Source organism: Halomonas cupida, assembly GCF_900142755.1.
In the GTDB taxonomy this organism is placed as follows: Bacteria; Pseudomonadota; Gammaproteobacteria; order Pseudomonadales; family Halomonadaceae; genus Halomonas; species Halomonas cupida.
Window position 1 is genome coordinate 1 of sequence record NZ_FRCA01000010.1, and the last position, 22,147, is coordinate 22,147.

Annotated in this window: 15 protein-coding genes, 4 tRNA genes and 1 rRNA gene; 19 read left to right on the forward strand and 1 reads right to left on the reverse strand. The window is 59.6% G+C overall.

Annotated features, from left to right (window positions below):
* Positions 1-154 precede the first annotated feature (154 nt).
* A 5S ribosomal RNA gene (rrf, locus tag BUE38_RS16455) occupies positions 155-270 on the forward strand.
* Positions 271-578: 308 nt separating this feature from the next.
* Here rrf and BUE38_RS16460 read toward each other — a convergent pair.
* Positions 579-1,565: a helix-turn-helix domain-containing protein gene (locus BUE38_RS16460; protein WP_073436340.1), complete on the reverse strand. Its 987-nt coding sequence runs from the start codon at positions 1,563-1,565 to the stop codon at positions 579-581.
* Between the two features lie 161 nt (positions 1,566-1,726).
* Between BUE38_RS16460 and BUE38_RS16465 the strand changes: the two genes are divergently transcribed.
* The 18 genes from BUE38_RS16465 (at position 1,727) to rpsL (ending at position 22,113) form a co-directional block, all read left to right on the forward strand.
* On the forward strand, positions 1,727-3,877 hold the full coding sequence (locus BUE38_RS16465; protein ID WP_073436341.1) for a TonB-dependent siderophore receptor: 2,151 nt from the start codon (positions 1,727-1,729) through the stop codon (positions 3,875-3,877).
* A gap of 40 nt (positions 3,878-3,917) precedes the next feature.
* Positions 3,918-4,832, forward strand: a complete 915-nt coding sequence (locus BUE38_RS16470; protein WP_159438905.1) for an alpha/beta hydrolase — start codon at positions 3,918-3,920, stop codon at positions 4,830-4,832.
* Between the two features lie 222 nt (positions 4,833-5,054).
* A complete protein-coding gene (locus tag BUE38_RS16475; protein ID WP_073436343.1) occupies positions 5,055-6,527 on the forward strand; it encodes a carbon starvation CstA family protein in 1,473 nt (490 codons plus the stop codon).
* Between the two features lie 181 nt (positions 6,528-6,708).
* Positions 6,709-7,707: a biotin--[acetyl-CoA-carboxylase] ligase gene (locus BUE38_RS16480; RefSeq protein WP_073436344.1), complete on the forward strand. Its 999-nt coding sequence runs from the start codon at positions 6,709-6,711 to the stop codon at positions 7,705-7,707.
* The gene (locus tag BUE38_RS16485; RefSeq protein WP_073436345.1) at positions 7,704-8,543 is read left to right on the forward strand and encodes a type III pantothenate kinase; all 840 of its coding nucleotides are present in this window, start codon (positions 7,704-7,706) and stop codon (positions 8,541-8,543) included. The genes BUE38_RS16480 and BUE38_RS16485 overlap by 4 nt, the downstream gene beginning before the upstream one ends.
* Before the next feature lie 151 nt (positions 8,544-8,694).
* Positions 8,695-8,778, forward strand: a tRNA-Tyr gene (locus BUE38_RS16490).
* An 82-nt stretch (positions 8,779-8,860) separates the two neighbouring features.
* Positions 8,861-8,934: transfer RNA gene (locus tag BUE38_RS16495), tRNA-Gly, on the forward strand.
* Between the two features lie 35 nt (positions 8,935-8,969).
* Positions 8,970-9,044 (forward strand) — tRNA-Thr (locus BUE38_RS16500).
* Positions 9,045-9,215: 171 nt separating this feature from the next.
* Positions 9,216-9,291: transfer RNA gene (locus tag BUE38_RS16505), tRNA-Trp, on the forward strand.
* Positions 9,292-9,363: 72 nt separating this feature from the next.
* Complete coding sequence (gene secE, locus BUE38_RS16510) at positions 9,364-9,732, forward strand: preprotein translocase subunit SecE (protein ID WP_073436346.1); 369 nt, start codon at positions 9,364-9,366, stop codon at positions 9,730-9,732.
* A gap of 8 nt (positions 9,733-9,740) precedes the next feature.
* On the forward strand, positions 9,741-10,274 hold the full coding sequence (gene nusG / locus BUE38_RS16515; RefSeq protein ID WP_073436347.1) for a transcription termination/antitermination protein NusG: 534 nt from the start codon (positions 9,741-9,743) through the stop codon (positions 10,272-10,274).
* A gap of 170 nt (positions 10,275-10,444) precedes the next feature.
* Positions 10,445-10,876: a 50S ribosomal protein L11 gene (gene rplK, locus BUE38_RS16520; RefSeq protein WP_073436348.1), complete on the forward strand. Its 432-nt coding sequence runs from the start codon at positions 10,445-10,447 to the stop codon at positions 10,874-10,876.
* Between the two features lie 2 nt (positions 10,877-10,878).
* The gene (gene rplA / locus BUE38_RS16525; RefSeq protein WP_073436349.1) at positions 10,879-11,571 is read left to right on the forward strand and encodes a 50S ribosomal protein L1; all 693 of its coding nucleotides are present in this window, start codon (positions 10,879-10,881) and stop codon (positions 11,569-11,571) included.
* Positions 11,572-11,902: 331 nt separating this feature from the next.
* Positions 11,903-12,406 (forward strand): 50S ribosomal protein L10, encoded by a 504-nt coding sequence (gene rplJ, locus BUE38_RS16530; RefSeq protein ID WP_073436552.1) that lies wholly within the window; start codon positions 11,903-11,905, stop codon positions 12,404-12,406.
* Positions 12,407-12,490: 84 nt separating this feature from the next.
* Positions 12,491-12,862: a 50S ribosomal protein L7/L12 gene (gene rplL / locus BUE38_RS16535; protein ID WP_073436350.1), complete on the forward strand. Its 372-nt coding sequence runs from the start codon at positions 12,491-12,493 to the stop codon at positions 12,860-12,862.
* Positions 12,863-13,097: 235 nt separating this feature from the next.
* Positions 13,098-17,177, forward strand: a complete 4,080-nt coding sequence (gene rpoB, locus BUE38_RS16540) for a DNA-directed RNA polymerase subunit beta (RefSeq protein WP_073436351.1) — start codon at positions 13,098-13,100, stop codon at positions 17,175-17,177.
* Between the two features lie 86 nt (positions 17,178-17,263).
* A complete protein-coding gene (gene rpoC / locus BUE38_RS16545) occupies positions 17,264-21,481 on the forward strand; it encodes a DNA-directed RNA polymerase subunit beta' (protein ID WP_073436352.1) in 4,218 nt (1,405 codons plus the stop codon).
* Positions 21,482-21,738: 257 nt separating this feature from the next.
* Complete coding sequence (rpsL, locus tag BUE38_RS16550; protein WP_021819598.1) at positions 21,739-22,113, forward strand: 30S ribosomal protein S12; 375 nt, start codon at positions 21,739-21,741, stop codon at positions 22,111-22,113.
* The last annotated feature ends 34 nt before the right edge of the window (positions 22,114-22,147 follow it).

Sequence of the window (22,147 nt, forward strand, 5' to 3'; positions counted from 1 at the left end):
TGTGGAAGCGCTGCAAGGCGTTGAGCTAACCGGTACTAATGGTCCGTGAGGCTTGACCATATAACACCCAAGTGGTTTTGGTCGATGACGCACGAAATTTACGATTGACCGGATACAGAGACGTATCACGTCGGCATGATCTACACCCTTTTCGCCTGACGACCATAGCGAGTGTGAACCACCTGATCCCTTGCCGAACTCAGTAGTGAAACCGCTCAGCGCCGATGGTAGTGTGGGGTCTCCCCATGTGAGAGTAGGTCATCGTCAGGCATTTATTCGAAAAAATCCCCCGGATACGTCCGGGGGATTTTTTTTGCTTCGAGCGCCGAGCACGCTGCGCTCGGGCCGCGAGCGGTTCCGTGCCACCATGCTGTTCACCGCTTGCCATATTCAGAGCAACCCCGGTCATCGAGCGATGGTCGGGGTTTTTCGCGTTATGGGGCAGGCCACGAGCCTCGAGCACGCCACGAGCCTCGAGCACGCTACGCTCGGGCTGCGAGCAGTGCCGTGGCACCATGCTGCTCGAAGCTCGAAGCTCGAAGCTCGAAGCTCGAAGCTCGAAGCTCGAAGCTCGAAGCTCACACCTTCCCCTGTTTTCGACAGGCGCTGGGGGTCATGCCGTAGACCTTGCGAAAGGCGGTGGCAAAGTTGGCGGCGCTGTTGTAGCCGGCAATGGCGGCGGCGCTTTCGATGCTGATGGGTTCGTGGGCGAGGGCATCATGGGCGCGCTGGAGCCTTCTTTGTCTCAGGTGCTCTCCCAGTGGGGCGCCGAATTCTCGATGATATCGGCGCTGTAGCTGACGCAGGCTCATGCCCAGGCGTTGGGCCAACTGCGACTGGCTCAGTTGCCCGGCTTCTCCGCTGTTGATCAAGCCTTCCAGTCTCTGGGTCCAGTCGTGTGGATGTGAACTGCAGTGGATGGCGGGGGAGTCGATGGCGTCCAGGGACTCACTGATCAGGTTGAGCGCTACAGCCTCGAGATCCAGAAGTCGCAGAGAAGTGGTTGTGGACGAGATATCAAGGGATTCGAGCCTGTGGACAAGATTCCGGGACGGTTGCCAGTACTCTATTCTGGGCGGCTGCACAGGAGGCTGCTGGTCTGCTGAAGCATCGAAGAGCCTGAGTGCCGAGCTGTGGCCGAGGCGGCGCAACAGCCAGGCTGGGGTCGCGGTCAGTACCACGCTGTATTCGACTCCGCCCTTGATGCCCTTGCGCTGGAAGACCGCAGGCTGATCCATGGCCGCGATCATAGCTTTGAAGCGGCGACTCTGGCCCAGCACCAGGGACCGGTCCGCCAGGCTGATGCGCGCCTCCCCCTTCCATACCACCGCTACCTTCAGGCCAGGTGACAGCATGGCTTCGCTATGTAGGCCGACACGGTCACGTATACGGTTGATGCGCAGGAAGAGCCCCGGTTGCACCTCGTGCTGGTACATGTGCCCCAGTAGAGGGGCCTGGCCGAGAGGCTTCATTGTGGTGGAGCAGCGATGATCCAGGGTAAGCACGCTGGCCAGTGAACGAATGTCACCGAGGCCCACCAGAGGTGAATTGTTGAAGACTCCCACTTTTGCATGTCCTGATTGAGCAGGATCGGCATTTCTGCCGTATCCGCAAATATGACTGGTTGCCGTGCAAAGGAAATGCCGGTTTCAGGATGTAACAATGCCCATCACACAAAATAAATGCAACTCGTTATCATTAAGCTTATTAACGGGAAAGGGGCATCATGAAGCAGAACAAGGGGTGGGTACTTCAATCGCTGTGCGCTGGAGGCGTACTGACGCTCTCTGCGGGAGTGGCGGCGCAGGACGGCGTGACAGCCGACGTGGATCTTGGCACCGAGCGCGTCATTGGCGTGCGCCTCTATGACATGCTGTCCAGTGAGGCTACGGGAGGCTATTCCGTTGATGCGGTTACGGTAGGCACCAAGGTGCCGGCGGCGCTGCGGGATATTCCCCAGTCGGTCAGTGTGGTGACCCATGAGGCCATCAAGGACCAGAACTTCAGTACTCTTGATCAGCTGGCTCGCCATACGCCGGGAGTGCGCACGCTCAGCAACGACAGTGGGCGTTCATCGATCTTCGCGCGCGGCTACGAATACGATGCCTACAGCATTGATGGCCTGCCGGCACCGATGGCCAGTATCAATGGCACCTTGCCCTCACTGGCGGCCTTTGATCGAGTCGAGATCATGCGTGGCCCCTCGGGGCTGTTCAACAGCACCAGTGAGATGGGCGGTATCGTCAACCTGGTCCGCAAACGCCCCACGGACAGCTTTCAGGGCGAGCTGACCGGTAGTGTTGGTACCGAACATGACTACCGTGCCGGAGTTGATGTTTCCGGCCCCCTCGACAGTCAGGGGCGCATACGCGGTCGACTGGTCGCTGAGCAGACACAGCAGCCGGAGTGGGTCGACAGCAACGAGAATCAGCAGACTGACCTCTATGCGGCGTTGGATATTGTCCTCTCCGATGCCACCGAGCTGTCGCTTGGGTTCATTCACAATGCTCGGGACATCGTCGTCAATAATGGGCAGCCGCTGGGCAGTGACGGCAACCTGCTCTACGGACACCGAGAGGATTTCTACGGTGCAGACTGGAACGACTTCGACAGCGAGTCGTACGACGTCATTGCCGAGCTGACCCATCGCTTCACCAATGGTGGTTATGGACGCCTTGCGGCACGTTACAGTGACCGTGACGCCGACATGAACTACGCCTTCGGTGGCAGTGCCCTGGATGAGGAAGGCCGGCTTGGTGCTGCCGGGTTCGGCAGTGTAGTTGATGAGCAGGCGTTGTCATTGGATGCGAGTTATACCCAGGCTTTCGATGCCTTCGGCAATGCCAACGAGTTTGTCGTGGGGGTCGACTACAAGGACTACGACACCGATAGTCAGCAGGGACGTACACGTGGATTGACCTCCGGCTCGGTGACGAAGGACGAGCTCAACGACCTGAGCTATGTGGACATTCTCTCTTCTGCGGAAGCAGGGACGCCGGGCTTCCGTTTCAGTGATTATCAGTCACAGCTTGAGGAAACCGGCGCCTATGGCAAGGTGGTGGTGCGTCCGCTCGAGTCGCTGGCCTTGATTGCCGGTGCCCGTGTCAGTCATTTCGATGTTCACTACAACGATCGGGCTGGCGACAGTCAGGCGTCCATGGATGATACGGCCATCACTCCCTATGCAGGACTGGTCTATGACCTGGACTGGAATCACTCGCTGTATGGCAGCTACTCCAGAGTGTTCAAGCCTCAGACTCGGATCAATGCCAGCGACGATCTGATCGATCCGCGTGAAGGTGATCAGTATGAGCTGGGCATCAAGGGAAGCTACCTTGACGGAGACCTGAATGCCCGCATCAGTGCCTTCAGTCTGACCGATAGTCATCGCGCCGCAGCGTCCTCGGACCCCGGGGCCGATTACTACATCGATAGCGGTGAGGTTGAGGTCACCGGTGCGGAGTTGGAAGTGGTCGGCAGCATCACGCCACAATGGGACTTGATCTTCGGTTACACCTACATGGATATCGAGGTGAAGGAAGAGACGCCGGATGACTTCACCTTCCCGCTGATGCCGGAGAACCAGGTCAACCTGTGGAGTAAGTACTCCTTCGAAGGAGGTGCTCTGGATGGCCTGAATGTTGGTGGTGGCATGACAGCGGTCAGTGACTTCAGTACCAGCAGCGGTATAGAAGCGCCGGGTTATGCAGTGTTCGATGCCATGCTCGGCTACGACTTCACTCGCCAGTTGAGTGGCCAGCTCAATTTCTACAACATCTTCGATCGTGACTACTATACCCGTGTCGGTGCTGCCAACACCTTCAATTTCCCGGGGGCACCCGCCAGTGCCGTCGCTACATTGCGTTATGATTTCTGATCGAAAATGCCTGGTATGGGCCGCAACAGGGATGTTACTGATGGCAATGATGCCAGCGGCGGGAAGGGGGAATTCATCTCCCTTCCCGGTCGAGGACTTTCTGGTTGAGAACAGTGTTCCCGTAGCAGTGGCGCTGCCCCGTAGCGAAGCCTTTGCAGTGGACACGAGTGATGCTGCCGGGGAGTACTGGATAGAAGTGGCTCTGCCCGCTCAGCCCGCACCTGCCGAGGGCTACCCGGTGCTCTATGTGCTGGATGGCAATGCGCGCCTACCGTTGCTCCGAGAGGCTCGGGAGACCCTGACGCGCCAGGGGCCGGAGGGCGATGGTAGTCCACTGCTGATCGTTGGTATCGGCTATCCGGGAGTGGAGCGTTTCGCCGTGGAGCGCCGCTCTGCTGATTTTACGCCACCCATGACGTTTCGTGATGATGGTGAGGCAGGGCGGGGCGGTGCTGAAGCCTTTCTCGACTTCATCGCGCAGCAATTGAAGCCCTTGATTGCCGAGCGTTACTCCATCAATGAGTCTCGCCAGGCGCTGTTCGGTCATTCCCTCGGAGGGTTGTTCACGCTGTATACCATGCAGCAGTGTCCACTGTGCTTTCGTGACTATATCGCCATCAGTCCCTCGCTATGGTGGCAAGGGGGCGAGTTCAAGCGTCAGCTGGTCGACCTCATGGGCGATACCGAGTGGTGCGAAACCCTGTCGGGACGCAGTCTGCTGCTGGGGGTCGGCGGGGATGAGCAGTCGCCGAGGCCCCGGGATCAGACGCCGGAGAGGGATGCCTTGCGGAGACAGCGGGCGATGGTCGATAACACCATCGAACTGGGGGAGCGGCTACAGGACCATTGTCCTGAGTTGGCTACCGAACTGGCGGTGTTTCCCGGAGAGGATCACGGCACTGTGCTGTGGCCGGCGGCGAGAAGGATCATTCAGCACCTCTCACAGCAGGATTGATGGTCTGTCAGGGCATGCGGTGAACGGTGCCATGTCATGAAGGCCCATCGATTTACCGGCCTGCATTATATGCATACCTAATTGATCTTGAACTAAAGTATAGATGTGCTCTGTTAGGTGCCTAAGTAGATTGCCCCTACTTGCTGACCGGATGCTATCCCGGCAGTCCCGTTCCTGATGGGTGCTTGCAGAGCGCCCGGGCTCTTCCTGGAGGTGTCCTGGATGATTACATTCATAGCGTCGATCCTGCTGTTGATAGTGGGTTACTTCACATATGGCAGATTCGTCGAGCGAGTTTTCGTCACCGACCGCAAGCGGCGTACTCCGGCCTTCACCATGCGCGATGATATCGACTACGTGCCGATGAACACCACGCGCAACTCATTGATCCAGCTGCTCAACATCGCTGGCGTCGGCCCCATTTTCGGTCCGATCCTCGGCGCTCTCTATGGTCCGGTGGCCTTTGTCTGGATCGTGGTCGGCTGCATCTTCGCGGGTGCGGTACATGACTATCTGACCGGGATGATCTCGATTCGCAATCATGGCGCCCACTTGCCGCAACTGGCTGGCAAGTTTCTCGGCAAGGTCATGAAGCATGTGGTCAACGGTTTTGCCATCCTGCTGCTGCTGCTGGTGGGAACGGTCTTCGTCACTTCGCCGGCGACCCTGCTGGCCAATATGACGTCCCTGACCCTGCCGCTGATCATTGGCTTGATCTTTGTCTATTACCTGGTGGCCACTCTGCTGCCGATCGACAAGGTAATTGGCCGCGTCTACCCCTACTTCGGTGCTCTGTTGCTGTTCAGTGCTGCAGGTATCGGCATTGGCCTGATCGTGACCGGAGCACCGATTCCCGAACTGACCTTCGACAACCTGCATCCGGAAGGTGCTCCCATCTTCCCGCTGTTGTTCCTGACCATCTCCTGCGGTGCCCTGTCCGGCTTCCATGCGACCCAGACACCTATCATCTCGCGCACTACCGAAAACGAGTCCAGTGGTCGCAAGATCTTCTACGGCATGATGATTACCGAAGGCGTGATCGCCATGATCTGGGCGGCGGCGGCAATGAGCCTGTTTCACGGCGAACAGAGCCTGGCGTCGGTGCTCGCCGCTGGTGGTCCCGCCGCGGTGGTCAGCGAGGTTTCCGTGTCCATGCTCGGCGCCATTGGTGGCACTCTGGCGGTGCTTGGTGTGATCGTGCTGCCGATCACGTCCGGAGATACAGCCTTCCGCAGTGCGCGCATGATCATTGCCGATTACCTGAAGGTCGATCAGAAGCCGATACTCAAGCGTTTGTTGGTAGCGGCACCCTTGTTCGTGTTGTCGGCGGCCCTGACCCAGATCGATTTCACACTGTTGTGGCGCTATTTTTCCTGGGCCAACCAGACCACCGCCGTAATCGCCCTGTGGGTAGCGACCATGTATCTGGTGCTGTCGCGCAAGCCGCATCTGATAACATCCCTGCCGGCCACCTTCATGACCATGGCGACCTTCACTTATATCGTCTGGGAGCCGAACATGGGCCTCGGTCAGTCAATGCCGATAAGCATGGCGGTGGCTGCTGTTGGTACGCTGTTGTGCATCGCCCTGTTCATGAAGCGGGTAAGACGTCTCAGCGGTGGTATCTTCGCAGTCGATGAGCCTGCCGAGGTGCTGGATTCCAGTGCCGCTGGTGAGCTCGCGGCGGCGAGATAGAGAAGGCGAAGCCTGCCGCCCACACCACTGGACGGGCCTCTGCCGATGGCAGAGGCCCGTCTTGCGTCAAGGATATGGCCAACTCGGTCGATGAAGTTCGACGATAAAATATGTCATGCAATTTCCGGCATCTGACGACTTTCGATAGACTATGCGCTTTTCCCGAATCAGGGCACGCGTAATGACCATTGGTGAGTTGATTCGCCTGTTGAGTGATGGTGAGTTCCATTCCGGCCAGCAATTGGGCGAGAAGCTCGGCGTATCACGCGCGGCGGTATGGAAACAGCTACGCAAGCTGGAGGATCTCGGCATTGCCATGGAGGCGGTCAAGGGACAGGGTTACCGGCTGGCTCAGCCGCTGGAGTTGCTGGACGGTCCCAGCATCGTGTCGGCGCTCGGCCCGGATGCGCGCCACCTTCTGACTCGCCTGTTCGTTGAGGATACCTTGCCATCGAGCAATGAGTTCCTGCGTGAGCGCTTCCGCCAGGGAGCCGGACATGGCGAAGTCTGCCTCGTTGAGCAGCAGAGCGCGGGGAGGGGGCGTCGTGGGCGCGTGTGGACAACGCCCTGGGGCCGTACCCTGATGTGTTCCATCGGCTGGCGCTTCGAATCAGGTGTGGTTGCCCTCGAGGGCCTGAGCCTGGCAATCGGAGTCGTGCTGGCACAGGTGCTGGAACGCCATGGTTTGCGGCCGGCGCTGAAATGGCCCAATGATGTGCTGCTGCCGAAGGATCCCCAGGGGAGTGCCAGCCAGGGGTATGGCAAGCTGGCCGGCATTCTGGTCGAGATCAGCGGGGATGCGGCGGGTCCCTGTGAAGTCGTGCTGGGAATGGGGATCAATGTGGACTTGCCCGAGGAGTTCCGCGCCACCATCGACCAGCCGGTTGCCTGTGTGCATGATCATGCGCAGGGTCTGACGCGCAATCGACTGGCGGCGGAACTGCTGGACGGCCTGCTGGCGATGCTGGCAGGCTTTGAAGAGCAGCGCTTTGCGGCCTGGCAATACGCCTGGAATAGGTTGCATGCCTTTGCCGGGTGTGAAGTGGAGGTCATTCGCGGCGAGCGTCATGACATCATGGTGGCAGGAGAGGTTGATGACAGTGGGAACCTTTGGGTGCGTGGTGACGGTGGCCATGAACGCCTCGTGGGAGGTGAGATCAGTGTACGTGGCCGCCCATGATTCTCGATCTTGATATCGGTAACACTCTATCGAAGTGGCGGCTGAAGGATTCGGTCAGCAGCGAGATTCGCTCACGTGGTGCGGTCTGGACTCGCGAGGAATGGCGGCCGGGGGCTGATATCCCTGACCTCGATATCGTCGATACCGTGCGGATCTCCAGTGTCGCCAGGCGCTCCGTGCTGGCGCAGACCGAACAGCTGCTGAAGGATCGGGTGGGTGCCGTGCATGTGGCACGTTCGACTCGTGAGGCGCTGGGTGTCACCAATGGCTATGTCGAGCCCGGGCGGTTGGGTGTGGACCGTTGGATGGGGGCTCTGGCCGGCTACCAGTTGGCGGGGGCCAGCTGCACTGTCGACTGCGGTAGCGCCATCACTATTGACTTTGTCCTGCCCGGCGGACGCCATCTCGGCGGGTATATCCTGCCTGGGCTGCGCCTGATGAAGGAGAGCCTCAAGCTGGGTACGCGCAACGTTGCCATCGACCCGGACAGCGAGGCCGATGAATTACTGGCGCCTGGCAGGCGTACTGTGGAGGCTGTCAATCACGGTATCTACATGGCGGCAGTCAGTGCCGTCAATCGCATCTACAGCGAAGTCTGTGACCGGGAAGGTGTCGCCTTGCCGATGCTGGTTACCGGTGGCGATGCGAGGGTGGTGTCGAGAGGGATACGGGTTCCACATGCCATCTGGCCGGATATGGTGTATGCCGGGCTGGAGGCCTGTTTTCCGCTGACGGCGGCGGAACGTGCTGGCCGAATGGCGGGGGCGCCGGTGCCTCCGCGTCCGGTTGCACTGGAAAAGATACGTGCAGCTCTTGCGTTCTCCATGTTGCTCTGACAGAATACGCCGCGTTCCGAGATAGACCGGTTGTTTTTGGACGTCGGTCAGCGGAACAGGTCAGTGATGGTTCAGGTTGTTTTCGACAAACAACTTTTTGGAAACAATCACTTGACATTGCGAAGCGACCAGGTAGAATGCTTCGCCAGTTGGAGGGGTTCCCGAGTGGCCAAAGGGAGCAGACTGTAAATCTGCCGCGAAAGCTTCGAAGGTTCGAATCCTTCCCCCTCCACCAGATTAAAGCCGGATGTCCCGGATGGCTTGTGGTCGTCAAGCGGGGCATGCGGGCCTGGCAGGTGGTGAGTCAGGCATGGTTTGCGGGCATGGTTCAATGGTAGAACCTCAGCCTTCCAAGCTGATGATGCGGGTTCGATTCCCGCTGCCCGCTCCAGCATTACATGCAGTTTAGGCTGCAATGCAGAGTGCGCTCATGTAGCTCAGGGGTAGAGCACACCCTTGGTAAGGGTGAGGTCGACGGTTCAAATCCGTCCATGAGCTCCATATCGAGAAAGCGAGCCAAGGCTCGCTTTTTCTTTGCTCCGCTGCAGGGTGTGTGGCGGATGGGGTGCGCAGGGGTTGTCAATCTGGATTGGCTCCGCTATCATTGCGCCCGCTGTTGCAAAGGCTGTCCGCAAAGGACGGTCACTGCAAGAAATAGTCAGCATCGAGTACAGGCCAGTAGCTCAATTGGCAGAGCAGCGGTCTCCAAAACCGCAGGTTGGGGGTTCGATTCCCTCCTGGCCTGCCAGTCTTCCCCAGGCTGGCAGTTTTTTATATACTATCTTGTTTCGATTGCCGCGCCCTGAGGAGTCTCGTTTTCATGAAGCATAACGCCGAGGTGCAGGAGTCGCGCCACGACGGGCTCAAGTGGGCGGTTGTCGTCATTCTGCTGGTGCTGGCCGTGGTCGGCAACACCTATTTTGCCGATCAGCCGCTCCTGTACCGTGTGCTGGGTGTTGTTGCCCTGGCTGTTGTTGCGGCTGCTGTCGCCCTGATGACGACCAAGGGGCGTGAGCTTGTCGAGTTGGCGCGCAGCGCCAGGAAGGAAATTCAGCGTGTCGTATGGCCGACCCGGCCAGAAACCATTCAGACCACGGCTATTGTACTGGCTGCGGTGCTGGTGGTGGGTCTGCTGTTGTGGTTGATCGACACGTTGCTCAGCTGGGCAATGTCCGGCGTTATCGGTTAGGAGTTTCCATGTCCAAGCGTTGGTATGTCGTTCACGCCTACTCCGGCTTCGAGAAGCACGTCATGCGCTCTCTTATCGAGCGGGTGAAGATGCACGGCATGGAAGATCTCTTTGGTGAGATTCTGGTGCCGGTTGAAGAAGTTGTCGAGATGCGTGACGGCAAGCGCCGCAAGAGTGAGCGCAAGTTCTATCCCGGCTATGTGCTGGTCGAGATGGAAATGGAAGACGCGACATGGCACCTCGTCAATGAGACACCGCGTGTGATGGGGTTCATTGGCGGAACCAAGGAGAAGCCTGCGCCGATTACCCAGCGCGAGGCGGATGCCATCCTCAGTCGTGTGCGTGATGGTTCCGAGAAGCCCCGGCCCAAGACCATGTTTGAACCTGGTCAGTCGGTGCGTGTGGTTGACGGACCCTTTGCCGACTTCAATGGCGTGGTCGAAGAAGTCAACTATGACAAGAGCCGTCTGCAGGTCAGTGTTCTGATCTTCGGGCGCGCGACGCCAGTCGAGCTGGAATTCTCCCAGGTAGAGAAGGAATAGCGGAGAAGGACGGCGCTGGGGTTCAGGGCTTGTGGCCGATTGCCGCAAGCCCGCTGTGGTTGTTGAGTGGTATTGAATGTTGGTGACTGCCCTGTGTCCGTTGTTCGGCCTGAGGCAGTCGTTCAGTCCGGGGAGCCGTCAAGGCGTTTGTACCCAAATGGAGTCATATCATGGCCAAGAAAGTTCAGGCTTACATCAAGCTGCAGGTTGCAGCTGGTAAAGCCAACCCGAGCCCCCCCGTGGGCCCCGCTCTGGGTCAGCACGGTGTCAACATCATGGAGTTCTGCAAGGCGTTCAACGCTGAGACCCAGAACATCGAGCCGGGCCTCCCGACTCCCGTGGTTATCACCGTCTACTCTGACCGCAGCTTCACCTTCGTCACCAAGACTCCGCCTGCTGCGGTTCTGCTGAAGAAGGCAGCTGGTATCAAGTCCGGCTCTGGTGAGCCGAACAAGAAGAAGGTCGGTACCGTGACCCGCGAGCAGCTCGAAGAGATCGCCAGGACCAAGGAGCCGGATCTGACGGCTGCTGATCTCGACGCCGCTGTGCGTACCATTGCTGGTAGTGCCCGCAGCATGGGCCTCAACGTGGAGGGTCTCTGATCATGGCCAAGCTTACCAAGCGCGCCAAGCTGATTGGCGAGAAGGTCGACTCGACCAAGGCTTACTCTTTCGAAGAAGCCGTGGCTCTGCTCGCCGAGCTGTCCACCGTCAAGTTCAACGAGTCGCTGGACGTGGCCATCAACCTCGGTGTTGATCCGCGTAAATCCGACCAGGTTGTGCGCGGCGCGACTGTCATGCCGAACGGTACCGGCAAGGACGTCCGCGTTGCTGTCTTCACCCAGGGCGCCAATGCTGATGCAGCGAAGGAAGCCGGTGCTGACATCGTGGGCATGGACGACCTGGCTGAGCAGGTCAAGAAAGGCCAGCTCGATTTCGACGTCGTTATCGCCTCTCCGGACGCGATGCGTGTTGTCGGTCAGCTGGGCCAGATCCTTGGTCCGCGCGGCCTGATGCCGAACCCCAAGGTCGGCACCGTAACGCCTGACGTTGCGACTGCGGTCAAGAATGCCAAGGCGGGTCAGGTGCGTTTCCGTACCGACAAGAACGGCATCATCCACACGACTCTGGGCAAGGCCGATTTCGACGCCGCTGCCATCAAGGGCAACCTGGAGGCGCTGATCGCCGACCTGAAGAAGCTCAAGCCGAGCACTTCCAAGGGCGTGTACTTCAAGAAGATGACCCTGTCCACCACCATGGGCCCGGGTCTGACCGTCGATCACTCCGCACTGGTGTGATTGATGCGCTGGGTCGGCGGGGGAGAGGTTGCGTCCTCGCCGGCCTGGCGGAAGACCAGAATCTGAAAGAGGAGCGTTGCTGTCATGTCTCCGACGAGATTGATGCAAGGTTCCGATACTTTGCGGTACCCGTGCCGGGCACCGTCAAAGACCGCAGGCGCCGCCGGCTGGAGCCGGTAGCTTAATCGTCCCTCGGGACACCTGCGCAGATGGTGTTGCCGCCAGTTCTCTGGTGAGCACCATCATACAAGCCCCTCCTTCCGCGAGGTTGTGGAAGGGGGAGATGGTAACCACCGGAGCCTCCGGGTTCCGGCACGAAGGAGTGATCACAGTGGCACTAGCACTCGAAGGCAAGAAGGCAATTGTTGCCGAGGTCAGTGAAGTCGCCAGGGATGCACTCTCCGTCGTAGTTGCCGACTCTCGTGGTGTAGCGGTCGACAAGATGACCGAGCTGCGCAAGCAGGCCCGCGAGAATGGCGTCCAGGTTCGTGTTGTGCGCAACACTCTGGCTCGCCGCGCCCTGACAGGTACTCCCTGGGAGTGCCTGAACGAGACTTTCGTTGGTCCGTCTCTGTTGGCGTTCTCCCTCGAGCATCCGGGCGCTGCTGCCCGTCTGTTCAAGGAATTCGCCAAGACTGAGCAGAACTTCGAAGTCAAGGCGCTGGCCTACGAAGGCGAGTTGATTCCGGCCAAGGATCTCGACCGTCTGGCAACGCTGCCGACTTACGACGAGGCGATCGCCAAGCTGATGTCCGTCATGAAGGAAGCTTCTGCCGGCAAGCTGGTTCGTACTCTCGCTGCACTGCGCGATCAGAAGCAGGAAGCGGCCGCTTAAGGCGCCCTGCTGGTTCGCACAGGCTGCATGATCAACCCCGCGTACTCGCAAGGCGAGACGCCCGCAAAATCAGGAATCTAGACAATGGCACTGACCAAAGACGATATCATCAACGCCGTCTCCGACATGTCCGTGATGGAAGTTGTTGAACTGATCGAAGCAATGGAAGAGAAGTTCGGCGTTTCTGCCGCTGCCGCTGTTGTGGCTGGCCCGGCTGGCGACGGCGCTGCTGCTGCTGAAGAGCAGACTGAATTTGACCTGGTTCTGACCGCCGCTGGCGACAAGAAGGTCAACGTCATCAAGGCCGTTCGCGAAATCACTGGTCTCGGCCTGAAGGAAGCCAAAGGCGCTGTCGACGGTGCTCCGGCTACCCTGAAGGAAGCGATGAGCAAGGACGACGCCGAAGAGGCCAAGAAGAAGCTGGAAGAAGCTGGCGCTTCCGTGGAGCTCAAGTAATCCTTGTGCCCATGGCTTCACGCGCTGCGTAAGCTTCCACGGCTGGTGGCGGGACGCCCGCTACCGGCCTTTTTCTGTTGTCACTAGTTGCTTGATCATAAACGATTTTGCAACTTGCAGAATTCCGACGGCGAGCCCTCTCAAGGGGCTTGCCGTCAGCGCCTGACGGAGCCTGATCCGTCGGGTGGCGCCGACACGCATCGGTCACCCATGGTGAACAAGCTGGGGAATACAGATGGCTTACTCATACACTGAGAAAAAACGCATCCGCAAGGATTTCGGCAAACTGCCCCAAGTGATGGATGTGCCTTACCTGCTGGCCATCCAGCTTGATTCCTACTACGACTTTCTCCAGCAGGATCGTTCGCCCGAGGAGCGCATAGAAGCTGGCCTGCACGCCGCCTTCAAATCCGTGTTCCCGATCGAGAGCTTCTCTGGCAACGCAGCCCTCGAGTATGTCAGCTACCGTTTCGGTACTCCGGCCTTTGATGTCAAGGAGTGCCAGCTGCGTGGCGTCACCTATTCCGCTCCCTTGCGCGTCAAGGTTCGCCTGATCATCTACGATCGGGACTCCTCGAACAAGGCCATCAAGGACATCAAGGAGCAGGAAGTCTACATGGGGGAAATCCCCCTGATGACCGAGAACGGTACCTTCGTTGTCAATGGTACCGAGCGGGTCATCGTGTCCCAGCTCCACCGCAGCCCGGGTGTGTTCTTCGACCACGACAAGGGCAAGAGTCACTCTTCCGGTAAGCTGCTGTACTCCGCGCGGGTGATTCCCTACCGTGGCTCCTGGCTCGACTTCGAGTTCGATCCCAAGGACAACGTCTTCGTGCGTATCGACCGTCGCCGCAAGCTGCCGGCGAGCGTGTTGTTGCGTGCCCTCGGGATGAGCGCCGAGGAGATTCTCGACGAGTTCTTCGACACCAGTGTGTTCCACATCGAGAAGTCCGGCTTCTCTGTGGAGCTGGTGCCGTCTCGCCTGCGTGGCGAAACCGCGACCTTCGACATCAAGGACGGTGATGGCAATGTCATCGTCGAGGAAGGTCGCCGTATTACCCAGAAGCATATCCGTCAGCTGGAGAAAGCCGGCCTCGAGCGCCTCGAAGTGCCGATGGACTACCTGTTCGGCAAGACCCTGGCGAAGGATCAGATGAACACCGCCACTGGCGAGTTGATCTGTCCGTGCAACACCGAAATCACTCCGGAGTTGCTGGAAACCCTCGGTCAGGCGGGTATTACCACGCTCGAGACGCTGTACACCAACGACCTCGATTGTGGTCCGTTCGTCTCCGATACCCTCAAGCTGGATACCACCGGTTCCCAGCTCGAGGCGCTGGTCGAGATCTATCGCATGATGCGCCCCGGCGAGCCGCCCACCAAGGAAGCTGCCGAGACGCTGTTCAACAACCTGTTCTTCACCGAGGATCGTTACGATCTGTCCGGTGTTGGCCGCATGAAGTTCAACCGCCGTCTGCGTCGAGAGTCCGATACCGGCTCCGGCGTGCTGGACAAGGGGGATATCCTCGACGTACTGCGCGAGTTGATCAACATCCGTAACGGCTTCGGCGACGTCGATGACATCGACCACCTGGGCAACCGTCGTATCCGCTGTGTCGGTGAGATGGCCGAGAACCAGTTCCGTGTTGGCCTGGTGCGTGTCGAGCGCGCGGTCAAGGAACGTCTGTCCATGGCCGAGAGCGAAGGCTTGATGCCGCAGGACCTGATCAACGCCAAGCCGGTGGCTGCTGCGGTCAAGGAGTTCTTCGGTTCATCCCAGCTGTCGCAGTTCATGGACCAGAACAACCCGCTGTCCGAGGTTACCCACAAGCGTCGTGTGTCGGCCCTCGGTCCGGGCGGTCTGACCCGTGAGCGGGCTGGCTTCGAAGTGCGTGACGTTCACGCCACTCACTATGGCCGTCTGTGCCCGATCGAGACACCGGAAGGTCCGAACATCGGTCTGATCAACTCGCTGGCCACTTACAGCCACACCAACAGCTATGGCTTCCTCGAGACGCCGTACCGCAAGGTCGTGGACAGCCAGGTGACCGACGAGGTGGTCCACCTGTCGGCCATCGAGGAAGGTGACTTCGTCATCGCCCAGGCATCGGCCACCGTCAACGAACAGAACCAGCTGATCGACGATCTGGTGCAGGTACGTCACAAGGGTGAAACCACCTTCATGCGTCCCGAGCAGGTCACGCTGATGGACGTGTCACCGCGTCAGGTGGTGTCCGTGGCGGCAGCGTTGATTCCGTTCCTCGAGCACGATGACGCCAACCGCGCCCTGATGGGGGCAAACATGCAGCGCCAGGCGGTGCCGACCCTGCGTGCCGACAAGCCGCTGGTGGGTACCGGCATGGAGCGCTTTGTGGCGCGTGACTCCGGCGTCTGTGCCGTGGCGCGTCGTGGTGGTGTGATCGATTCGGTCGACGCCAAGCGTATCGTGGTACGTGTCAAGGAAGACGAGATCATCGGCGGTGAAGCCGGCGTTGATATCTACAACCTGACCAAGTATCTGCGTTCCAACCAGAACACCTGTCAGAACCAGCGCCCGATCGTGCGCCCGGGCGACAGTGTGGCGCGTGGCGACATCCTCGCTGATGGTCCCTCTGTCGACATGGGTGATCTGGCGCTGGGTCAGAACATGCGCATCGCCTTCATGCCGTGGAACGGCTACAACTTCGAGGATTCCATCCTGCTGTCCGAGCGGGTGGTCCAGGAAGATCGTTTCACCACTATCCACATTCAGGAACTGACCTGTGTGTCCCGTGACACCAAGCTGGGCCCGGAAGAAATTACTTCCGATATTCCCAACGTTGGTGAGTCGGCACTGGGTAAGCTGGATGAGGCTGGTGTGGTCTACATCGGTGCCGAAGTCGGTCCGGGTGACATTCTGGTCGGTAAGGTCACGCCCAAGGGTGAGACCCAGCTGACGCCGGAAGAGAAGCTGCTGCGTGCGATCTTTGGTGAGAAGGCGTCCGACGTCAAGGACACCTCGCTGCGCGCGCCGACCGGCATGAAGGGTACTGTCATCGACGTCCAGGTATTTACCCGTGACGGCGTCGAGAAGGACTCGCGTGCTCTGTCCATTGAGCAGATGCAGCTCGACGAGGTGCGCAAGGACCTGCAGGAAACCTACCGCATCGCGGAAGACGCTACCTTCGAACGTCTCCAGCGCACTCTGTCCGGCCAGCCGGTCAATGGTGGTCCGCAGCTGAAGAAGGGCGACGTGCTGTCCGACGAGTACCTCGAGGAGTTGCCGCGTCAGCAGTGGTTCAAGCTGCGCATGCAGGACGAGGCGTTCAACGAGCTGCTGGCTCAGGCCGACGAGCAGCTGGAAAATCGTCGCAAGGAGATGGACGAGCGTTTCGAGGACAAGAAGCGCAAGCTCACTCAGGGCGACGACCTGGCACCGGGCGTACTCAAGATCGTCAAGGTCTACCTGGCAATCAAGCGTCGTCTGCAGCCGGGTGACAAGATGGCCGGCCGTCACGGTAACAAGGGTGTCATTTCCGCGATCATGCCGATCGAGGACATGCCATTCGATGACCAGGGTGAGTCCATCGATGTGGTACTCAACCCGCTGGGCGTACCGTCGCGCATGAACGTTGGTCAGATCCTCGAGACTCACCTCGGCATGGCCGCGCGTGGCCTCGGTGTGAAGATCGAGCACATGCTGCGTGATGCACGCGAACAGCAGGTGGCCGAGATTCGTGAGTTCCTGACCCAGGTGTACAACTCCACCGATGGAACCCGAGTCGAGGATCTGTCGCTGTTGAGCGATGACGAAGTCATCGCGCTGGCGAAGAACCTCAAGAAAGGCGTACCGATGGCAACGCCGGTGTTCGACGGTGCTCGTGAGCATGAGATCAAGCACCTGCTGAAGCTGGCTGATCTGCCGGATTCCGGCCAGATGACGCTCTATGATGGTCGTACCGGTGAGTCCTTCGACCGCCCGGTGACGGTGGGCTACATGTATATGTTGAAGCTCAACCACCTGGTCGATGACAAGATGCACGCGCGTTCCACCGGCTCCTACTCGCTTGTTACTCAGCAGCCGCTGGGTGGTAAGGCGCAGTTCGGTGGTCAGCGCTTTGGTGAGATGGAGGTCTGGGCCCTGGAGGCCTATGGCGCCGCTTACACTCTGCAGGAAATGCTCACGGTCAAGTCCGATGACGTGGAGGGTCGTACCAAGATGTACAAGAGCATCGTGGATGGCGACCACACCATGCAAGCGGGCATGCCGGAATCCTTCAACGTATTGGTGAAGGAAATCCGCTCGCTGGGCATCGATATCGAACTGGAGGGTTGAGGCGGCCGTTCACGGCGCTTCAAAGAATGACGGTCCGCGGGGGCTTCGGCCCCCGCCCATGACAACTCCGCAACGGAGCCGACCCAATGAAAGATTTGGTGAAAGTCCTCAAATCGCAGTCGCAGTCAGACGAGTTCGATGCGATCAAGATCACGCTCGCCTCGCCCGACATGATCCGTTCCTGGTCCTTCGGTGAGGTCAAGAAGCCGGAGACCATCAACTATCGTACCTTCAAGCCGGAGCGCGATGGCCTGTTCTGCGCCAAGATCTTCGGCCCGGTGAAGGACTACGAGTGCTTGTGCGGCAAGTACAAGCGCATGAAGCATCGCGGCATCATCTGTGAAAAGTGTGGCGTTGAGGTCACCAAGGCCGCCGTGCGCCGCGAGCGCATGGGCCACATCGAGCTGGCCAGCCCGGTCGCTCATATCTGGTTCCTGAAGTCGCTGCCGTCTCGTATCGGCATGCTGATGGACATGACCCTGCGTGACATCGAGCGTGTGCTCTATTTCGAGAGCTTCATGGTCGTCGATCCGGGCATGACCACTCTCGAGCGTGGCCAGCTGCTCAATGATGAGCAGTACTTCGAGGCCCTCGAGGAATTCGGCGACGACTTCGATGCCCGTATGGGTGCCGAGGCCGTTCAGGCGATGCTCAAGGATATCGATCTCGACGAGGAGGTCGATCGTCTGCGTGAGGAAATCCCGCAGACCAATTCCGAAACCAAGATCAAGAAGCTGTCCAAGCGCCTCAAGCTGCTCGAAGCCTTCCAGGGCTCCGGCAACGATCCGGCCTGGATGGTGATGGAAGTGCTGCCCGTGCTGCCGCCGGACCTGCGTCCGCTGGTACCGCTGGATGGCGGCCGCTTCGCGACCTCGGATCTCAACGATCTGTACCGTCGTGTGATCAACCGCAACAACCGCCTCAAGCGCCTGCTTGACCTCAATGCGCCGGATATCATCGTGCGCAACGAGAAGCGGATGCTGCAGGAATCCGTGGATGCGCTGCTCGACAACGGTCGTCGTGGTCGCGCCATCACCGGTTCCAACAAGCGTCCGCTCAAGTCGCTGGCCGACATGATCAAGGGCAAGCAGGGTCGTTTCCGTCAGAACCTGCTGGGTAAGCGTGTTGACTACTCCGGTCGTTCGGTCATCACCGTGGGCCCGACCCTGCGTCTGCACCAGTGCGGCCTGCCCAAGAAGATGGCGCTTGAGCTGTTCAAGCCGTTCATCTATTCCAAGCTGCAGGCCAGTGGCCAGGCGTCGACCATCAAGGCTGCCAAGAAGATGGTCGAGCGTGAGCTGCCCGAGGTGTGGGACATCCTTGCCGATGTCATCCGCGAGCACCCGGTACTGCTCAACCGTGCGCCGACCCTGCACCGTCTGGGTATCCAGGCGTTCGAGCCGCTGCTGATCGAAGGCAAGGCCATCCAGCTGCACCCGCTGGTCTGTGCTGCCTACAACGCCGACTTCGACGGTGACCAGATGGCGGTACACGTACCGCTGACTCTGGAAGCCCAGCTCGAAGCTCGTGCGCTGATGATGGCCACCAACAACGTGCTGTCTCCGGCCAACGGCGAACCGATCATTGTACCGTCTCAGGACGTGGTACTGGGTCTGTACTACATGACCCGTGAGCGGATCAATGCCAAGGGCGAGGGCATGGTGTTCTCCGGCCTCAACGAGGTCGAGCGAGCCTTTGGTACCCAGCATGTCTCGCTGCACGCACGTGTCAAGGTGCGTCTCGACGAGGTTGACGTCGACGAGGAAAGCGGCGAACGCTCCGAGCATCGTCGCCTGCGCGAAACGACTGTCGGTCGTGCGCTGCTGTTCCGCATTCTGCCGGAAGGTGTGCCTTTCGATCTCGTCGATCAGGCGATGAAGAAGAAGGCCATCTCCAAGCTGATCAATGAGGTGTACCGTCGCGCCGGTCTGAAGGCTGCGGTCATCTTTGCTGACCAGCTGATGTACACCGGCTTCCGTCTGGCCACCTGGTCCGGCGCCTCCATCGGCGTCAACGACTTCGTTATCCCGGAGGCCAAGGCCCAGATCGTCGAGGCGGCGGAAGACGAGGTCAAGGAAATCGAGGACCAGTTCTCCTCCGGTCTGGTGACTGCGGGCGAGAAGTACAACAAGGTCATCGATATCTGGGCACGTGCCAACGACCAGGTCGCCAAGGCGATGATGGCCGGTATCTCCAAGGAGAGTGTGATCGATCGTGATGGCAACGAGGTTGAACAGGACTCGTTCAACAGCGTCTTCATCATGGCCGACTCCGGCGCTCGTGGTAGTGCCGCTCAGATTCGTCAGTTGGCCGGTATGCGTGGCCTGATGGCCAAGCCGGATGGCTCGATCATCGAGACGCCGATCGTTGCCAACTTCCGTGAAGGTCTGAACGTACTGCAGTACTTCATCTCGACCCACGGTGCTCGTAAGGGTTTGGCGGATACGGCACTCAAGACAGCCAACTCCGGTTACCTGACCCGTCGTCTGGTCGACGTGGCCCAGGACATGGTCATCACGGAAGTCGATTGCGGCACCGAAAGGGGCATGACGCTGCACCCGGTCATCGAGGGTGGCGATATCATCGTATCGCTGGCGCAGCGTGTGCTGGGTCGCGTGGTGGCACAGGATGTCATCGATCCGGCTACCGATGAAGTGCTGATTCCGCGTGGCACCCTGCTTGACGAAGCCTGGTGTGAGCAGCTCGACACCATGGGCGTCGACGAGATCATCGTACGCAGCACCATTACCTGTGAAACCAGTCACGGCGTGTGTGCTTCCTGCTACGGTCGTGATCTGGCGCGTGGCCACCAGGTCAACATCGGTGAGGCGGTCGGTGTTATCGCTGCCCAGTCCATCGGTGAGCCGGGTACCCAGCTGACCATGCGTACCTTCCACATCGGTGGTGCGGCATCGCGGTCTTCCGCGGTGGACAGCGTTCAGGTCAAGCACGGCGGCAAGGTGCGTCTGCACAACATCAAGTTCGTGGAGCGCTCCGATGGCAAGCTGGTGGTGGTATCCCGCTCCAGTGCGTTGGCGGTGGCCGACGAGCATGGCCGTGAGCGCGAGTACTACAAGCTGCCCTACGGTGCCGAGCTGTCGGTTCGTGACGGTGACGCGGTGGATGCTGGCCAGTCCGTGGCCAAGTGGGATCCGCACACCCACCCGATCGTTGCTGAGGCCGAGGGTCAGGTGCACTATGTCGATATGGACGAGGGCCTGACCATGCACCGTAGCGTCGATGAGATGACGGGGCTGTCGTCCATCGAGATCATCGAAGCCGCTGCGCGTCCGATGGCCGGTCGTGACAAGCGTCCGATGATCATGCTCAACAATGCCGCCGGCAAGCCGGTAACGGTGTCCGGTTCCGATACGCCAGTGCAGTACCTGCTGCCGGGCAACGCGATCGTCACCGTGGACAACGGTTCAAGCATCGGTGTGGGTGAAATCGTTGCACGTATCCCGGTTGAAGCGTCCGGTAACAAGGACATCACCGGTGGTCTGCCGCGGGTTGCCGACCTGTTCGAGGCGCGTAAGCCGAAAGAGCCGGCGATCCTCGCCGAAATCAGCGGTGTGATCAGCTTCGGCAAGGAAACCAAGGGCAAGCGTCGTCTGACCATCACGCCGAGCGAAGGTGATGTCTTCGAGATGCTGATTCCGAAGTGGCGTCAGATCGCGGTATTTGAAGGTGAGTCGGTGGAGAAGGGCGAGGTCATCTCGGACGGTCCGAGCAACCCGCACGACATCCTGCGCCTGCTGGGTATCTCCGAGCTGGCCAAGTACATCGTCGCCGAAGTCCAGGACGTTTACCGCCTGCAGGGCGTGGGCATCAATGACAAGCACATCGAAGTCATCGTGCGTCAGATGCTGCGCAAGGTCGAAATCGCCGACGCTGGTGATTCCGACTTCATCCCGGGTGATCAGGTCGAGCTGGTGCGTGTGCTGGAGCAGAATGTTGCGCTCCAGGCGCAGGAAAAGTTCCCGGCCAAGTACCAGCGTCTGCTGCTGGGTATCACCAAGGCCAGCCTGGCAACCGAGTCGTTCATCTCCGCGGCCTCCTTCCAGGAGACCACTCGCGTGTTGACCGAAGCGGCTGTCACCGGCAAGCGCGATTACCTGCGTGGCTTGAAGGAAAACGTAGTGGTGGGACGTCTGATCCCGGCTGGTACCGGCTTGACCCATCACGCGGAACGTCGCCGTCGGCGCGAGGACGTCGATCGTCAACTCCAGCCGTCGGCCTACGACGTCGAGCAGGAGCTGGGTGCTCAGTTGACCGCCCTCGATTCGGACGACGACGAAATCTGATCCGGAACTGGTCAGCCCGGGGCGTATAACGCTCCGGGCTTGACTACACCTGGTATCAGCCAGTAGAATGCGCAGCCTTTAACAGTGGGGTGGGTACGCCCGCGGCACTGTGAAGGCGATGCAAGTTACGGGGAAGAGTGGATTGGAACGCCCTTTCCCGGAAGGCTCAGAGTCTTGTATACCTCGCGGTATCTCCGACCTGGGTCTTTTCGGAAGCATCAGTTGTGCTTCCTCAAAGGCAACCCATTGGAGTCATCATGGCAACAATCAATCAGCTCGTGCGTAAGCCGCGCAAGCGTCAGGCCGCCAAGACCGACGTGCCTGCGCTTCAGGCTTGCCCACAAAGGCGCGGCGTTTGCACCCGCGTTTACACTACTACCCCGAAGAAGCCGAACTCCGCTCTGCGGAAGGTCTGCCGTGTGCGCCTGACCAACGGCTACGAAGTGTCTTCGTACATCGGCGGTGAAGGTCACAACCTGCAGGAGCACTCTGTGGTCCTGATCCGTGGTGGTCGTGTAAAGGATCTTCCGGGTGTGCGTTATCACACCGTTCGCGGCGCTCTCGACACCTCTGGTGTCCAGAACCGTAAGCAGGGTCGTTCCAAGTACGGTACCAAGCGTCCGAAGTCCTGAGTGTCTTCGCCGCTTTCATAGACAGTTTGTTTCG

What these genes read in the sequence shown, in the direction of transcription:
- BUE38_RS16465 (WP_073436341.1), top strand. Translation starts at nt 1,727, where the DNA reads ATGAAGCAGAACAAGGGGTGGGTACTTCAATCGCTGTGCGCTGGAGGC.
- BUE38_RS16470 (WP_159438905.1), top strand. Translation starts at nt 3,918, where the DNA reads ATGGCAATGATGCCAGCGGCGGGAAGGGGGAATTCATCTCCCTTCCCG.
- BUE38_RS16475 (WP_073436343.1), top strand. Translation starts at nt 5,055, where the DNA reads ATGATTACATTCATAGCGTCGATCCTGCTGTTGATAGTGGGTTACTTC.
- BUE38_RS16480 (WP_073436344.1), top strand. Translation starts at nt 6,709, where the DNA reads ATGACCATTGGTGAGTTGATTCGCCTGTTGAGTGATGGTGAGTTCCAT.
- BUE38_RS16485 (WP_073436345.1), top strand. Translation starts at nt 7,704, where the DNA reads ATGATTCTCGATCTTGATATCGGTAACACTCTATCGAAGTGGCGGCTG.
- secE (WP_073436346.1), top strand. Translation starts at nt 9,364, where the DNA reads ATGAAGCATAACGCCGAGGTGCAGGAGTCGCGCCACGACGGGCTCAAG.
- nusG (WP_073436347.1), top strand. Translation starts at nt 9,741, where the DNA reads ATGTCCAAGCGTTGGTATGTCGTTCACGCCTACTCCGGCTTCGAGAAG.
- rplK (WP_073436348.1), top strand. Translation starts at nt 10,445, where the DNA reads ATGGCCAAGAAAGTTCAGGCTTACATCAAGCTGCAGGTTGCAGCTGGT.
- rplA (WP_073436349.1), top strand. Translation starts at nt 10,879, where the DNA reads ATGGCCAAGCTTACCAAGCGCGCCAAGCTGATTGGCGAGAAGGTCGAC.
- rplL (WP_073436350.1), top strand. Translation starts at nt 12,491, where the DNA reads ATGGCACTGACCAAAGACGATATCATCAACGCCGTCTCCGACATGTCC.
- rpoB (WP_073436351.1), top strand. Translation starts at nt 13,098, where the DNA reads ATGGCTTACTCATACACTGAGAAAAAACGCATCCGCAAGGATTTCGGC.
- rpoC (WP_073436352.1), top strand. Translation starts at nt 17,264, where the DNA reads ATGAAAGATTTGGTGAAAGTCCTCAAATCGCAGTCGCAGTCAGACGAG.
- rpsL (WP_021819598.1), top strand. Translation starts at nt 21,739, where the DNA reads ATGGCAACAATCAATCAGCTCGTGCGTAAGCCGCGCAAGCGTCAGGCC.